The 14,474-nt window shown below is 71.5% G+C and carries 14 protein-coding genes; 1 reads left to right on the plus strand and 13 read right to left on the minus strand.

The window, feature by feature from the left end:
- Positions 1 to 5: 5 nt before the first annotated feature.
- From hsaD to BM424_RS10900, 11 genes are all read right to left on the minus strand, one after another.
- Positions 6 to 857 (minus strand): 4,5:9,10-diseco-3-hydroxy-5,9,17-trioxoandrosta-1(10),2-diene-4-oate hydrolase, encoded by an 852-nt coding sequence (gene hsaD, locus BM424_RS10850; protein WP_093415909.1) that lies wholly within the window; start codon positions 855 to 857, stop codon positions 6 to 8.
- Positions 857 to 2,029 (minus strand): 3-hydroxy-9,10-secoandrosta-1,3,5(10)-triene-9,17-dione monooxygenase oxygenase subunit, encoded by a 1,173-nt coding sequence (gene hsaA, locus BM424_RS10855; RefSeq protein ID WP_093415910.1) that lies wholly within the window; start codon positions 2,027 to 2,029, stop codon positions 857 to 859. The genes hsaD and hsaA overlap by 1 nt, the downstream gene beginning before the upstream one ends.
- A 14-nt stretch (positions 2,030 to 2,043) precedes the next feature.
- Positions 2,044 to 3,087, minus strand: coding sequence for a 4-hydroxy-2-oxovalerate aldolase (dmpG, locus tag BM424_RS10860; protein WP_093415912.1), 1,044 nt, complete (start codon positions 3,085 to 3,087; stop codon positions 2,044 to 2,046).
- The gene (locus BM424_RS10865) at positions 3,084 to 3,989 is read right to left on the minus strand and encodes an acetaldehyde dehydrogenase (acetylating) (RefSeq protein ID WP_093415913.1); all 906 of its coding nucleotides are present in this window, start codon (positions 3,987 to 3,989) and stop codon (positions 3,084 to 3,086) included. The genes dmpG and BM424_RS10865 overlap by 4 nt, the downstream gene beginning before the upstream one ends.
- A 10-nt stretch (positions 3,990 to 3,999) precedes the next feature.
- On the minus strand, positions 4,000 to 4,776 hold the full coding sequence (locus BM424_RS10870; protein WP_093415915.1) for a 2-keto-4-pentenoate hydratase: 777 nt from the start codon (positions 4,774 to 4,776) through the stop codon (positions 4,000 to 4,002).
- A 110-nt stretch (positions 4,777 to 4,886) separates the two neighbouring features.
- Entirely contained in the window at positions 4,887 to 6,053 is a 1,167-nt protein-coding gene (locus tag BM424_RS10875) for a lipid-transfer protein (protein ID WP_093415916.1), read from the minus strand.
- Positions 6,050 to 6,475: a MaoC family dehydratase gene (locus tag BM424_RS10880; protein ID WP_139274043.1), complete on the minus strand. Its 426-nt coding sequence runs from the start codon at positions 6,473 to 6,475 to the stop codon at positions 6,050 to 6,052. Before BM424_RS10880 ends, BM424_RS10875 begins: the two co-directional genes overlap by 4 nt.
- Positions 6,472 to 7,437: a bifunctional MaoC family dehydratase N-terminal/OB-fold nucleic acid binding domain-containing protein gene (locus BM424_RS10885; RefSeq protein WP_093415918.1), complete on the minus strand. Its 966-nt coding sequence runs from the start codon at positions 7,435 to 7,437 to the stop codon at positions 6,472 to 6,474. The genes BM424_RS10880 and BM424_RS10885 overlap by 4 nt, the downstream gene beginning before the upstream one ends.
- Positions 7,438 to 7,450: 13 nt before the next feature.
- A complete protein-coding gene (locus BM424_RS10890) occupies positions 7,451 to 8,605 on the minus strand; it encodes an acyl-CoA dehydrogenase family protein (RefSeq protein WP_093415919.1) in 1,155 nt (384 codons plus the stop codon).
- Between the two features lie 9 nt (positions 8,606 to 8,614).
- Positions 8,615 to 9,670: an acyl-CoA dehydrogenase family protein gene (locus BM424_RS10895; RefSeq protein WP_093415921.1), complete on the minus strand. Its 1,056-nt coding sequence runs from the start codon at positions 9,668 to 9,670 to the stop codon at positions 8,615 to 8,617.
- A gap of 78 nt (positions 9,671 to 9,748) precedes the next feature.
- A complete protein-coding gene (locus BM424_RS10900) occupies positions 9,749 to 11,845 on the minus strand; it encodes an acyl-CoA dehydrogenase family protein (RefSeq protein ID WP_093415922.1) in 2,097 nt (698 codons plus the stop codon).
- A 113-nt stretch (positions 11,846 to 11,958) separates the two neighbouring features.
- Between BM424_RS10900 and BM424_RS10905 the strand changes: the two genes are divergently transcribed.
- Entirely contained in the window at positions 11,959 to 12,642 is a 684-nt protein-coding gene (locus BM424_RS10905) for a class I SAM-dependent methyltransferase (protein ID WP_245775764.1), read from the plus strand.
- Positions 12,643 to 12,708: 66 nt separating this feature from the next.
- Here the strand turns inward: BM424_RS10905 and BM424_RS10910 are convergent, their stop codons facing one another.
- Complete coding sequence (locus tag BM424_RS10910) at positions 12,709 to 13,773, minus strand: prenyltransferase/squalene oxidase repeat-containing protein (protein ID WP_093415924.1); 1,065 nt, start codon at positions 13,771 to 13,773, stop codon at positions 12,709 to 12,711.
- On the minus strand, positions 13,760 to 14,473 hold the full coding sequence (locus BM424_RS10915; RefSeq protein WP_245775818.1) for a methyltransferase domain-containing protein: 714 nt from the start codon (positions 14,471 to 14,473) through the stop codon (positions 13,760 to 13,762). Before BM424_RS10915 ends, BM424_RS10910 begins: the two co-directional genes overlap by 14 nt.
- Position 14,474: the final 1 nt, after the last annotated feature.

The following is a 14,474-nucleotide window of genomic DNA, read 5'->3' on the forward strand; positions in this document are numbered from 1 at the left end:
CCTCCCTAGTTGAGCAGGAAATCGCGGGTGAGCTTGTTGAACTCCTCGAACTTCTCCAGCTGGGCCCAGTGCCCGCACCCGCCGAAGACGTGCAGCTGCGCGCGCGGCAGCAGCTTGAGCGCCACCAGGGCCCCGTCGAGCGGGTTGACGCGGTCCTCGCGGCCCCAGATCAGCAGCACCCGCTGCCGCAGCTTGTAGGCCTCCCGCCACAGCAGGCCCTCCTCGAAGGTCTCGGGCTGGGCGAAGGACTTGCCCATCGCCTTCATCGCGGCCAGCGACTCGGGCGCGCTGGCGGCGGCGAAGCGCTCCTCCAGCAGCTCCTCGGTGATCAGCGACTGGTCGTGGACCATCGTCCGCAGGAAGGCTTCGAGCTTGTCCTTGCTGGGCCCGGGCGGCGCCCCGAACTGGCCGAGCTTGGACACGCCCTCGGTGGGGTCCGGGGCGAACACGTTCAGGCTCAGCCCGCCCGGCCCCATCAGCACCAGCCGGCCCGCCCGGTCCGGGAAGTTCAGGGCGAACCGCACCGCGGTGCCGCCGCCGAGCGAGTTGCCCAGCAGGTGCGCCTTGCCCACCCCGAGCACGTCGAAGAGCTCGTGCAGCGCGCTCGCGCTGTGGGTGAAGTACTGGCCGTGCTCGGTGGGTTTCGAGGACTTGCCGAACCCGGGCTGGTCCACGGCGATGACGTGGAACTCCTCGGCGAACGCCTCGATGTTGCGGCTGAAGTTGCTCCACGCCGAGGCACCGGGCCCGCCGCCGTGCAGCATGACCACGGTGGTCTCGTTGCCTGCGCCCGCTTCGTGGTAGTGCAGCGTCAGCCCGGAGGGCAGCGTCGCGTCCTGGCTCTTGATCTCCACCATCAGACCATCGAATCCTTCACCGGTAGACCGAATTCCCCGCTGCCGAACATCGTGTAGGCGCGCTCGGCGTCGTTGGCCGCGTGCACCCGGCCTGCGTGCGCGTCCCGCCAGAACCGCTGGATCGGGGTGCCGGCCGCCAGCGCGCGACCGCCGGAGTTCTCGAAGAGCCGGTCCACCGCGGAGATCGCGCGCGCGGTGCCGCGGACCTGGTCGCGACGAGCCTTGAGCCGCAACGACATCGGCACTTCCTCGCCCGCCTTCAGCAGCGCCAGCTCGTCGGCGATGTTGGTCGACAGCTGCAGCCAGGCGGCGTCGATCTCGCTGGCCGCCTCGGCGATGCGGACCTTGGCGAACGGGTCGTCCTTGGCCTGCTCGCCCGCGTAGGCGGCGCGCACCCGCTTGGCCTGGTGCTCCACGTGCGCGTCGTAGGCGCCCTGGGCCATGCCGATGATCGGGGCGGTGATCGTGGACGGGTGCACGGTCCCCCACGGCAGCCGGTACAGCGGCGCGGTGTTGATCTCGTGACCCGGGCAGTTCGTCTTCGACATCGCCATGAAGCTCAGCGCCCGGTGCTCGGGGATGAACACGTCGTCGACCACGATGTCGTTGCTGCCGGTGCCGCGCAGACCGACGGTGTCCCACACGTCGTTGATGGCGTAGTCGCCCAGCGGCAGCAGGTAGGTGCAGAAGTCGACCATCTTGCCGTCGCCGTCGAGGGCGGGACCGCCGACGAACACCCAGGTCGCGTGGTCGCAGCCGGAGGAGAAGCTCCACTTGCCGGACAGCCGATAGCCGCCGTCGACGACGGTGGCCTTGCCCATCGGCGCGTACGACGAGGAGATCCGCGTGTTCTGGTCGGATCCCCAGACGTCCTCCTGCGCCTGCTGCGGGAACAGCGCCAGGTGCCAGGGGTGCACGCCGAGGATGGAGGCGACCCAGCCGGTGGAACCGCAGGCGCTGGCGATGAGCTTGACCGCGGTGTAGAACTCCACCGGATCGGCCTCGTAGCCGCCGTAGCGCTGCGGCTGGAGCAGCTTGAAGAAGCCCGCGTCCTGCAGTTCGGCGATCGATTCCGCCGGGATCTTGCGTCCGTCCTCGGCCTGCTGCGCCCGATCCCGCAGCGCGGGAAGGAGTTTGCGCACTGCCTCGAGGACTTCGGTGCTGTCGCTCATGCGGTGCTCCCGTCTCACTTGGTCTGCTCGCGCTGCAGCTCCAGCGCGATGTCGATCAGCTGGTCCTCCTGGCCGCCCACGAGCTTGCGCTCGCCGGCCCGCACCAGCAGCTGGGCTTGGCTGACGCCGTAGCGCTCGGCCTGGTTGGCGGCGTGCTTGAGGAAGCTGGAGTACACCCCGGCGTAGCCCATCATCAGCGCGGAGCGGTCGAGCAGGCATTCCTCGGGCATCGCCGGGCGCACCACGTCCTCGGCGGCGTCGGCGATGGCGAAGAAGTCGACGCCGGTGCGGTAGCCGAGCTTGTCGCAGACGCCGACGAACGCCTCCACCGGCGTGTTTCCCGCTCCCGCGCCGAAACGCCGTGCGCTGCCGTCGATCTGGACGGCTCCGGCGCGCGCGGCGGCGACCGAGTTGGCGACGCCGACGCCGAGGTTCTCGTGCCCGTGGAAGCCGATCTGCGCGTCACCGCCGATCTCGGCGTCGATGGCCTGCACCCGCTCGGTGACCTGCTCCAGCACCAGCGCCCCGGCGGAGTCGACGACGTAGACGCACTGGCAGCCCGCGTCGACCATGATGCGGGCCTGCTTGGCCAGCACCTCCGGCGGCTGGGAGTGGGCCATCATGAGGAACCCGACGGTCTCCATGCCCTGCTCCCGCGCCAGCCCGAAGTGCTGCACGGACACGTCGGCCTCGGTGCAGTGGGTGGCGATCCGGCACACCGAGGCGCCGTTGTCGCGGGAGATGACGATGTCGTCGGTGACGCCCACCCCGGGCAGCATCAGCACGGCGATCTTGGCGCGGCGCGCGGTCTCGGCCGCCAGGGTGATGAGCTCCTGCTCGGGCGTGCGGGAGAAGCCGTAGTTGAACGAGGACCCGCCGAGCCCGTCGCCGTGGGTCACCTCGATCACCGGCACCCCGGCGCCGTCGAGAGCGGTGACGATGCCGCGCACCTCGTCGGCGGTGAACTGGTGGCGCTTGTGGTGCGAGCCGTCGCGCAACGACGTGTCGGTGATGCGCAGGTCCCGCTCAGCGCTGAAGGTCTTGGGCAGTCCGGTCACCGCGCGGCCTCCTTCTGCAGCGCCCCGGTGCGGGCGAGCTCGTCGCCGACCCGCACCGCGGCGGCGGTCATGATGTCGAGATTGCCGGAGTACTTCGGCAGGAAGTCGCCCGCGCCCTCGACCTCGACGAACACCGCGACGCGCGCGTGCCCGCCGGTGACGGCCGAGGGCGGGTCGAACTGCGGCTCGGACAGCAGCCGGTAGCCGGGGACGTACTCGGCGATGTCGCGCGCCATCCGGGTGATCGACTCGCCGACGGCGTCGGTGTCGGCGTCGGCCGGGATGGCGCAGAAGATGGTGTCGCGCATGATCATCGGCGGGTCGGCGGGGTTGAGCACGATGATCGCCTTGCCGCGCTCGGCTCCCCCGATGACCTCGATGCCCTTGGCGGTGGTGCGGGTGAACTCGTCGATGTTGGAGCGGGTTCCGGGCCCGGCCGACACCGAGGACACCGACGCGACGATCTCGGCGTAGGCGACCGGCACGACCCTGGACACGGCGTGCACGATCGGGATCGTGGCCTGCCCGCCGCAGGTGATGAGGTTGATGTTCGGCGCGTCCAGGTGCTCGCCGATGTTCACCGGCGGCACCACGTAGGGCCCGACGGCCGCGGGCGTGAGGTCGATGGCCCGGATGCCGCGCTCGGCGTAGCGCGGCGCGTTGGCCTTGTGCACGTAGGCCGAGGTGGCCTCGAAGACGATGTCGGGACTTTCGTTGTCCAGCAACCAGTCCACGCCCTCGGCGCTGGTCGCCACGCCCATGTCGGCGGCCCGGCGCAGCCCGTCGCTGTCCGGGTCGATGCCGATCATCCAGGCCGGTTCGACGTCCTTCGACCGGCTGAGCTTGTAGAGCAGGTCGGTGCCGATGTTGCCCGACCCCACGATCGCCGCTTTGGCGGCCATAACGCCCTCCCTAGGGTTTCGCGGTGAGACCGACGGTGCCGAGACCGGTGAACTCGGCCCGGAACGCGTCGCCGGGCCGCAGGTCGATGGCGCGGGTGCAGGAGCCGGGCAGCACGACGTTGCCCGCTCGCAGGCGCACCCCGAACCCGGAGACCTTGTCGGCCAACCAGGCCACGGCGGTGGCGGGGTTGCCGAGCACAGCGTCGGAGCGCCCCTCGGCGACGACCTCGCCGTTGCGGTGCAGCACGGCGTCGATGCCGCGCGGGTCGAGCTCGCCGGGCGCCACACGCGCGGCACCGAGCACGTAGCCGGCGGAGGAGGCGTTGTCGGCGATGGTGTCGGCGATGCCGATGCGCCAGTCGCGGATGCGGCTGTCGATCAGCTCGATGGACGGGATCAGCGCCTCGGTCCGGTCCAGCACGCCCTGCTCGTCGCAGCCCGGCGGGACGTCCTCGGCAAGCAGGAACCCGACCTCGACCTCCACCCGCGGGTAGCAGTAGGCGCGGGCGTCGAGGGGGACGTCCTCGTCGACGGCCATGTCGGTGAGCAGGTGCCCGTAGTCGGGCTCGTCGACGCCCATCATCTGCTGCATCGCCGGTGAGGACAGCCCGACCTTGTGCCCGGCGACGGGGGTGTTCCGGCGGCGGATGTTGATCAGCTGGATCTCGTAGGCGTCGACCACGTCGATGTCCGGGTGCGACTCGACCAGCGGCGGGATGGGGTCCCGCTCGCGTTCGGCCCGCCACAACCGCTCGGCGAGCCCTGCCCGGGTCTCGGCACTGAGCATGCGACCTCCACGCCACCGACTGGAACAGGTTCCCCTTCACGTAAGAAACCGGTTCACGTGCTGATATTGGCCCATCATACCGCTCGACGCGGCGAAATCTATAACATGTTTCAGTTGCTTGTGAGCACCAGTCCGCTGGTGGGGACCCCGGTCCCCGCGGTCACCAGCACGTTGCTCACCTCGTCGACCTGGTTGACCGCCGTGCCGCGGATCTGCCGGACTCCCTCGGCGATGCCGTTCATCCCGTGGATGTAGGCCTCGCCCAGCTGACCGCCGTGGGTGTTCAGCGGTAGCCTGCCGCCGTGCTCGATGGCGCCGTCGGCGATGAAGTCCTTGGCCTCGCCCCGCCCGCAGAAGCCCAGCTCCTCCAGCTGGACCAGCACGAACGGCGTGAAGTGGTCGTAGAGGATGCCGACCTGCACCTCGTCGGGCCCGATCCCGGACTGCTCCCACAGCTGACGGGCCACCAGGCCCATCTCGGGCAGCCCGGTCAGCGAATCGCGGTAGTAGCTGGTCATGGTGAACTGGTCCGGCCCGCTGCCCTGCGCCGCCGCCGACACCACGGCCGGCGGCTGGGCCAGGTCCCGGGCGCGGTCGAGGCTGGTGACCACCAGCGCCACCCCGCCGTCGCTCTCCTGGCAGCAGTCCAGCAACCGCAGCGGTTCGGTGATCCACCGCGAGTTCTGGTGGTCCTCCAGCGTGATCGGGCGCTCGTAGAACCAGGCGTGCGGGTTGGTGGCGGCGTGCTTGCGGTCGGCGACCGCGATGCGGCCGAAGTCCTCGCTGGTCGCGCCGTACTCGTGCATGTAGCGGCGGGCGAACATGGCCACCTGCGCGCCCGGCGTGCCCAGGCCCATCGGGTAGGACCAGCTGTTGTCCACGCCGGTGGAGGTCGCCTGCCCGGACAGCCCGGCGTTGAACTGGCCGAACCGCTGCCCGGACCGCTCGTTGAACGCCCGGTAGCAGACCACGACCTCGGCCATCCCGGTCGCCACCGCCATCGCCGCCTGCTGCACGGTCGCGCAGGCCGCGCCACCGCCGTAGTGGATCCGGCTGAAGTAGCTCAGGTTCGGGATGCCGACCTCGCGGGCCACCGCGACCTCGGTGTTGGTGTCCATGGTGAAGGTGACCAGCCCGTCCACATCGGACGGTTCGAGTCCGGCGTCGGCCAGCGCCGTGCGCACGCACTCGGCGGCCAGCTGCAGCTCGCTGCGCCCGGAGTCCTTGGAGAACTCGGTCGCGCCGATGCCGGCGATGGCGGTCTTGCCTGAGATCATCGGGCCACCTCCGGCAGCTCCAGCCGCACCCGGCCGGTGACGTGGGTGCCGAGCCGGTTGCGGCCCAGCACCTCGACGACGAACACGCCGTCGGCGCGTTCGAGGACCTGGCCGTGCATCGTCAGCGTGTCGTAGGCGTAGCAGGGCACGCCGAGCTTGATCGACACCCCGCGCACCAGCGCCTCCGGACCCGCCCAGTCGGTGACGTAGCGCTGCACCAGCCCGGTGGTGGTGAGGATGTTGAGGAAGATGTCCTGCGACCCCTTGGCGTGCGCCAGGTCCCGGTCGTGGTGCACGTCCTGGAAATCGCGGGTGGCGATGGCCGTGCTGACGATGAAGGTCGGGGTCGCCTCGATGCGCTCCTCCGGCAGGGAATCACCGATCGCGATCTCCCCCGCAGTGCGCGTGTGCGCCAAAGTCATTCCGCCTCCACGGGTTTCCAGTACGGCAGGGTCAGTTCGTCATCGACGCGCTGGTAGGCGACCTGGACGCGCTGCCCGATCGTCACCTCGTCGGGCTCGACGCCGTGCAGCTCGCCGAGGATCCGGACGCCCTCGTCGAGCTCGACCAGCGCGATCACCAGCGGGAGCTTCTTGCCGGGGATCGCGGGCCGGTGGTGCACGACGTAGCTGTAGACCTCGCCGAGCCCCTCGGCGACCAGGTGGGTGCGCTTGGTGGCACCGCACTCCGGGCACATCGGGCCCGGCGGGTGGCGCAGCAGCCCGCAGGCGCCGCAGCGCTGGATGCGCAGCTCACCGGCGGCGGCGCCCTCCCAGAAGTAGGCGGTGTCGCGGTTGATCGCGGGCCGGATCACCTCGGCGGGCGGCTCCGGATCGGGCTTGGCCTGCGCGGGTTCGGCTTCGGCGGGCCGGAACTTCAGGACCCGGAACATCATCTCGGCGACCGGTTCGTCGCCGACGTACCAGGTGTTGCGGGTGGTGACGAACCAGCCCTCGCCGAGCCCGGTGGTCTTCGGTCCGACCACGGAGTCGAGCTTGGTGGTGACCGCGACCTGCTCGCCGTGCCGCAGGTAGCGGTGGTAGGTCTGCTCGCAGTTGGTGGCGACCACCGAGACGTAACCGGCCTCGTCGAGAGCGCCCATCATCGCGTAGAGCGGGTCGTCGGGGTCGCGCTGCGGGTGCAGCCCGCCCATGGTCCACACCTGGGCCATCGCCGGCGGCGCGACGAGTCCACCGTGGACGGAGGCCGCGGCGGCCTCGGCGTCGGTGTAGACCGGGTTGGCGTCGCGCAGCGCCTCCACCCAGTTGTTGATCATCGGCAGGTTCACCGGATCGCGCCCGGAGCGCGGCGCGGAGGCACCGCGCTCGGCGATCCGCTTGGCCGCCGCCCTGATCTCGTCGGCTTCGGTGGCGGTACTGGTCATGTCACTCCATTCCTCAGCGCGGCACCCGCGGCAGTCCCAGTCCGGCGGTGGCGATCAGCTCCCGCTGCACCTCGCTGACCCCGCCGCCGAAGGTCAGCACGAGGTTGCGCTTGGCCTGGACGTCGAGCCAGTGCAGCAGTTCCGCGGTGTCCTCATCGGACGGATCGCCGTGCCTGCCGACGATCTCCTCCAGCTCGCGGCCCAGCTGCTGCACGGTCTCGGAGGAGAACACCTTGGTCGCCGAGGCGTCGGCGACCTCCACCGGGCCGAGCGAGGCCGAGGCCGCGACCTGCCAGTTGAGCAGCTCGTTGACCCGCTCGAAGGCCCGCACGCGCGCGAGAACCCGCCGCACGTCGGGCTCGTCGAGCAGGCCGCGTTCGCCCGCCCACGCGCGCACCCGCTCGCGCAGGCCCCCGGTGCGACCGGACGGGCCGAGCATGACGCGCTCGTGGTTGAGCTGAGTGGTGATCAGCTTCCAGCCCCGGTCCTGCTCCCCCACCAGCATCGACGCCGGGACGCGAACGTCGTTGTAGTAGGTGGCGTTGATGTGGTGCGAGCCGTCGGCGGTGATGATCGGCGTCCACGAGTAGCCCGGGTCGCGGGTGTCGACGATGAGGATCGAGATGCCCTTGTGCTTGGGCGCGTCCGGGTTCGTGCGGCAGGCCAGCCAGATGTAGTCGGCGTCGTGCCCGCCGGTGGTGAAGATCTTCTGCCCGTTGACCACGTAGTCCTCGCCGTCGCGCACGGCGGTGGTGCGCAGCGAGGCGAGGTCGGTGCCTGCCTCGGGTTCGCTGTAGCCGATGGCGAAGTGCACGTCACCGGAGAGGATCTTGGGCAGGAAGAAGGCCTTCTGCTCCTCGGTGCCGTAGGTCTGCAGGGTGGGCCCGACGGTCTGCAGCGTCACCGACGGCAGCTGCACGTCGGCCCGGGAGGCCTCGTTGGCGAAGAGGTAGTTCTCGACGTCGCCGAACCCGCGACCGCCGTACTCGGTCGGCCAGCCCACGCCGAGCCAGCCGTCGCGACCCATCCGCTTGACGATGTCGCGGTGGGCCTGGTCGTGCCGGTCCGCGGCCAGCGCCTCGCGCTCCTCGGGCGTGACCAGCGCGCTGAAGTACTCGCGCAGCTCGGCCTGCAGCGCCCGCTGCTCCTCGGTGAGTTCGATGAACACGGCTTCTCCTCAGGCGTGTCGGGCGAGGACGTCGACGCGGTGCGCGGCGCCGCCTGCCAGCCGCGCCAGGTCCTTGACCTGCGAGTAGTAGCGGTGCATCGGGTAGGTGATGTCGACGCCGAGCCCGCCGTGCAGGTGGTGGCAGGTGTGCATGGCGGCCGGGGCCTGGTCGGTGAGCCAGAACGCGGCGACGTCGAGGTCCTCCCCCGCGTCGCGTCCGGTGCTCAGCCGCCAGGAGGCCGACAGCGCGGCGAGATGCAGGGTGCGGTTGACGACGTAGACGTCGGCGATCTGCTGCGCCACGGCCTGGAACGCGGCCAGCGGCTTGCCGAACTGCTCGCGGGTGCGCAGGTGCTCGGAGGTGAGCTCCAGCGCCCCGGCCACCGCCCCGTCGCCGAGCGCGCACATGCCCGCCAACGCGCAGGCGTGCACGTCGTCGAGCACGGATTCCCCGGCCTCGCCGAGGGTTTCGGCCGCCACGCCGTCGAGGTCGACGACCCACTCGGTCCCGGCCGAGGACTTCACCGAGTGCAGGGTGACGCCGTCGGCGTGCGGGTCGACCAGCGCGATCGCCGGGTCAGCGTCGGTGCCGACCGAGACCAGCAGCCGGTGCGCGGTGTCGGCGTGCAGCACCCCGACCTTGCGTCCGGTCACCCGCGAATCCCGCAGTGTCGCAGCGGGTTTCGCGGGCAGCGGGTTCGAGACCTCGTTGAGCGCGGCGCTGAAGACCCGGCCGGGTTCAGCGAACAGCTCCCGCTGCTGCGCCGGGCTGCCGTGCCGCGCGATCGGCAGCACGCCGAAGGCGAGGGTGGCCAGGGCGGGGACGGCGACCCCGGCCCGGCCGATCTCGGCGAGCACCAGGCCGACCTCCAGCGGGCCGAGCCCGGCGCCGCCCAGCTCTTCCGGGACCGGCAGCGACAGCAGGCCGGCTTCGCCGAGCGCCTTCCACACCGACTCGTCGAAACCGATTCCAGTTGAGGCGGCCGACCGCTCGGTCTCCCGCGCCAGCACTTCAGCCGCGAGATCCCGCACTGCCTGCTGCGTCTCTCCGAGCGTGAACTCCATCCCGCCCCCTCGACCAACCCCGGACACGTTGTGAAACTTGTTCTACTTCTACCGCCTGGGAGACCTCCCGCGCAAGCCTCAGCGAGGCAGCCCGAGGATTCGTTCGGCGATCACGTTGAGCAGGATCTGGGTGGTGCCGCCCGCGATCGACAGGGCGCGGGTCAGCAGCACCTCGTGCACCGGTTCGGCCTCCATCACCAGCGCTTCGGTGCCGAGCAGCTGCACGCCGAGCTCGGCGACGTCCTGGCGGTGCCAGACGCCCAGCAGCTTCTCCACGCTCGATTCCGGGCCGGGACCCCGGCCGTGCAGGCTGCGCAGGGTCGCGCGCAACCGCAGCAGCGAGCCCGCCAGGCCCTCGACCACGGCCGAGCCGAGGCGTTCCCGCATCGACGGGTCGGTGTCGCCGGAGACCGCGAGCAGCCGCTCGACCTCCTGGCCGAGGCTCGAACCGCCGCCCAGCGCGACGCGTTCGTTGGCCAGCGTGGTGCGGGCGAGCTTCCAGCCCTGGCCGGGTTCGGCGACCAGGCACTCGTCGGGAACGAAGACCTCGTCGAGGAACACCTCGTTGAACCGCTCCACGCCGGTGATCTCGCGCAGCGGGCGGACCGTGATGCCCTCCGAGCGCATGTCCACCAGGAAGTAGCCAATCCCCTTGTGCTTCGGCGCCTCGGGGTCGGTGCGGGCCAGGCAGATGCCCCAGTCGGCCTCCTGCGCCAGCGACGTCCACACCTTCTGGCCGGTGAGCTTCCAGCCGCCGTCGACGCGCTCGGCCTTGGTGCGCAGCCCGGCCAGGTCGGAGCCCGCGCCGGGTTCGGAGAACAGCTGGCACCAGGTGATCTCGCCGCGCAGCGTGGGCCACACGAACCGCTCGCGCTGCGCGTCGGTGCCGTGCTCGACGATCGTGGGCACCGCCCAGTTCCCGACGATCATGTCGGGTCGCCGCACGCCCGCGCGCTCCAGCTCCTCGTCGATGAGCAGCTGCTCGTGCGGGCTCGCCCCGCAGCCGTAGGGGCGGGGCCAGTGCGGGGCGAGGAAGCCGGTCTCGGCGAGCCGGATCCGCTGCTGCTGCGGGGAGAGCGCGGCGATCTCCTCGACGGTGCCGCGGATTTCGCCGCGACGGTCCTCGGGCAGTTCGCCGGACAGGCTCAGCGTGCGGCGCGCTCCCCCGGCGGAGAGCTCGGCGACGCGGCGGCGCCAGCCGGCGGTGCCGCCGACGGTCTGGCGCAGCGCCAGCGCGCGGCGCAGGTAGAGGTGGGCGTCGTGCTCCCAGGTGAAGCCGATGCCGCCGAGCACCTGGATGCAGTCCTTGGCGACCTCCACGGCCGCGTCGAACACCGCCGCCCCGGCCACGGCGGCGGCCAGCGGGTGCTCCTCGGGGGCGTCGTCGGCGGCGCGGGCGGCGTCCCAGGCCAGAGCGGCGGTCTTCTCGACCGCGCACAGCATCCGCGCGCAGAGGTGCTTGATCGCCTGGAAGGACCCGATGACCTGGCCGAACTGCTCGCGGGTCCCGGCGTAGTCGACGGCGGTGCGCAGGCACCACCCGGCGATGCCTGCGGCCTCGGCGGCGGCGAGGGTGACGGCGAGGTCCCGGACGTCGCGCTCGACGACGTGCCGGGCGGGCACCGCGACCTCGCGCAGCACGACCTCGGCGACCGGGCGGGACAGGTCCAGCGACGGGCGCGGGTTGCGCTCGGCCGCCTCGGCGGGCACGAGGACCCAGACCTCGCGCTCGCCCGCCCGCGCGGGCAGCAGCAGGTGGGTCACGCCCATCGCGCCCGGAACGGCGGCGATGCGGCCGGAAACGACCAGCCCGTCGGCGTTCTCGGTGGCGACGAGCTCGCCGGGGTCGAGCGAAAGCGCGGCGGTGGCCCGGCCTTCGGCGAAGTCGGCCTCGCCCAGCAGCGCCACGGCCACCGCCGTGGACCACACCGGGCCCGGCAGCAGCGCGTCGGCGGCCTGCTCCAGCCCGGCGGCGAGGTCGACCGTCGTGCCGATCCCCTCGGCCAGCAGGGAGAACACGCCGATCTCGGTGAGCCCGGTCCAGGTCTCCTGCTCGTGCCAGATCGGGGTGTCGGAGCTCTCCAGCTTGCGCACCGGGTCGGTGCCGAGCCCGTCGGCCCAGGACCGGATGGACTCCTGCAGGGCCCGCTGCTCGTCGGTGATCGCGATCGGCACAACGCCTCCTCGTCCGCGCCCGCACTGCGAGAATTAGAACATGTTCTAACAAGCTAGCGCCTGGACCGGGTACGCTGCAATGCGCACCAGTACCGATGTGAAAGAGGCACCACGTGACGCAGGGATCGACCACCGACCGCGAGCACCACCCGTCGATGCCTGCGGACCTGCTCGACCTCGCCGAGCGGGCGACCGGGTTCATGCCCACCGACGAAGGCCTGGCGCTGCACGAGACCGCCGTCGCGCACCTCGGCGACGGCGTGGGCGTCGAGATCGGCACCTACTGCGGCAAGTCCACGATCTTCCTCGGCGCCGCGGCCCGGATCACCGGCGGCCGCGTCGTCACCGTCGACCACCACCGGGGCTCCGAGGAGCACCAGCCCGGCTGGGAGTACCACGACCCGACGCTGGTGGACGCCGAGGTCGGCAAGCTCGACACCCTCGGCGAGTTCCGCCGCACGCTGGCCCGCGCGGGCCTGGAGGACGAGGTCACGGCCGTGGTCGGCCGCTCCCGCGACGTCGCGGGCTTCTGGCGCACGCCGCTGACCTTCCTGTTCATCGACGGCGGCCACACCGAGGAAGCGGCCGTCAACGACTACGAGGGCTGGGCCCACTGGGTCGCCCCGGGCGGCGCCCTGGTCATCCACGACGTCTTCCCCAACCCCGAAGACGGCGGCCAGGCGCCCTACACGATCTACCGCCGGGCCCTCGACACCGGCGCGTTCACCGAAACCCGGGTCACCGGCTCGCTCCGCGTCCTCGAACGCACCTCGGGAGAGCCCGGCTCGCTGCCCTGACCGGGCACCGGACGCGACGATCCCCACCTCGCCGAGCGGTTCGGCGGGGTGGGGATCGTCATCGGGTCAGCGGGAGCGCTCGTACTCGCAGCAGGAGGCGTTCTCCACCGGGAGCCCGCGCGGCAGGTCCTCGCCCCGGAAGATGCCGTTGCCCGGCGAGGTCCGGCTCAGGGCGTCGGCGGCGAGGACGACCGCGGCGGCGGTCCAGGAGGACTGCTCCTCCGGCCAGCGCTTGCCGTCGGCGAAGACGAAGCCCGTCCAGTAGGAGCCGTCGGGATCGCGCAGGTGCTGCATCGCGGCCAGCTGCTGCAGCGCGCGGTCCCGCTCGCCCAGGGCGTCCAGCGCCAGCACCAGCTCGCAGGTCTCCGCGCCGGTCACCCACGGGTGGTCGTCGACGCAGCGAATCCCCAGGTCCTGCACCACGAAGTCGTCCCAGCGCTCCTCGATGCGCCGCAGCCCGTCCTCGCCGCGCACCGCGCCGCCCAGGATCGGGTAGTACCAGTCCATCGAGTACCGGGTCTTGGGCGTGAACGCCTCCGGGTGCCTGCGCAGCGCGTGCCCGAGGCGGCCAACGGCCACCTCCCAGCCCGGCTGCGGCGCGCCCACCCGGTCGGCCAGCGCCAGCGCGCACCGCAGGCTCTGGTGGATGCTGGAGCTGCCCGACAGCAGCGCCTCACCGGTGGGCCCGGCTTCGCCGATGCCCCAATCGATCTCGCCGCGCGGGTGCTGCGCGGTGAGCACGAAGTCGACGGCGTCGCGCACCATCGGCCACATCCGCTCGGCGAACGCGTCGTCGCCGGTGATGAGCACGTGGTGCCACACCCCCACCGCCGGGTAGGCGCAGTAGTTGGTGTCGGCCCCGGCGTCCTCGACCACGCCGTCGCGCACCTGCAGCGGCCACGAGCCGTCGGCGCGCTGCGTGGCGCGCAACCACTCGTAGGCCTTCTCGGCCTCGGCGAGCTGACCGACGACCGACAGCGCCATCGCGCACTCGACGTGGTCCCACGGGTCGGTGTGCCCGCCCGGGAACCACGGGATCTCCCCGGAGGGCAGCTGCACGGACGCGATGGCCTTGCCGGTCTGGACGAGCGCCTCGGCCGAGACCACGCCCGGCAGCTCAGGCGCCGGCACGAGGTTTGCCCAGGTAGACCGCGATGCTCTTGCCCGCCACCGGGTTCAGCAGCTTCTCGGCGGTGCGCGAGATCCACGGGGCCTTCATCATGTCCCACACCAGGAACGCGTGGTAGGCCTTGGCCAGCGGGTGATCGTTGTTGTCGGTGCCGACGGCGCACTTGATCCACCAGTACGGCGCGTGCAGCGCGTGCGCGTAGTCGCGGAAGACGTAGCGCAGCCCGGCGTCGGTGAGCTTGCCGATGAGCTCGTCGGCGGAGTAGATCCGCACGTGCCCGCCCTCGACCTGGTGGTACTCGTCGGACAGCGCCCAGCAGATCCGCTCCGGCCAGGCGCGCGGCACGGTCACCACGACGCGACCGCCGGGCTTGACGACGCGGACCAGCTCGCGCATCGCCTTCTCGTCCTCGGGGATGTGCTCCATGATCTCCGAGGCGATGACGACGTCGAACTCGCCGTCGGCGAACGGCAGGGCCAGCGCGTCACCGGAGACGGTCTGGGCCTTGGCGCCCTCGGGCACCTCGCCCTCGTCCTTCATGGCGGCGAACATCGCGGCCACGTTCTCCAGCTCCTCGACGTCCTGGTCGAAGGCGGTGACGTCGGTGCCGCGCCGGTACAGCTCGAAGGCGTGCCGGCCTCCGCCGCAGCCCAGGTCCAGCACCCGCTGTCCCGGCCGCACGCCGAGCCTGTCGAAGTCCACC

The organism is Saccharopolyspora flava (assembly GCF_900116135.1).
Classification (GTDB): Bacteria; Actinomycetota; Actinomycetes; order Mycobacteriales; family Pseudonocardiaceae; genus Saccharopolyspora; species Saccharopolyspora flava.

What these genes read in the sequence shown, in the direction of transcription:
- hsaD (WP_093415909.1), bottom strand. Translation starts at nt 857, where the DNA reads ATGGTGGAGATCAAGAGCCAGGACGCGACGCTGCCCTCCGGGCTGACG.
- BM424_RS10895 (WP_093415921.1), bottom strand. Translation starts at nt 9,670, where the DNA reads ATGGAGTTCACGCTCGGAGAGACGCAGCAGGCAGTGCGGGATCTCGCG.
- BM424_RS10865 (WP_093415913.1), bottom strand. Translation starts at nt 3,989, where the DNA reads ATGGCCGCCAAAGCGGCGATCGTGGGGTCGGGCAACATCGGCACCGAC.
- hsaA (WP_093415910.1), bottom strand. Translation starts at nt 2,029, where the DNA reads ATGAGCGACAGCACCGAAGTCCTCGAGGCAGTGCGCAAACTCCTTCCC.
- BM424_RS10885 (WP_093415918.1), bottom strand. Translation starts at nt 7,437, where the DNA reads ATGACCAGTACCGCCACCGAAGCCGACGAGATCAGGGCGGCGGCCAAG.
- BM424_RS10875 (WP_093415916.1), bottom strand. Translation starts at nt 6,053, where the DNA reads ATGATCTCAGGCAAGACCGCCATCGCCGGCATCGGCGCGACCGAGTTC.
- BM424_RS10880 (WP_139274043.1), bottom strand. Translation starts at nt 6,475, where the DNA reads ATGACTTTGGCGCACACGCGCACTGCGGGGGAGATCGCGATCGGTGAT.
- BM424_RS10870 (WP_093415915.1), bottom strand. Translation starts at nt 4,776, where the DNA reads ATGCTCAGTGCCGAGACCCGGGCAGGGCTCGCCGAGCGGTTGTGGCGG.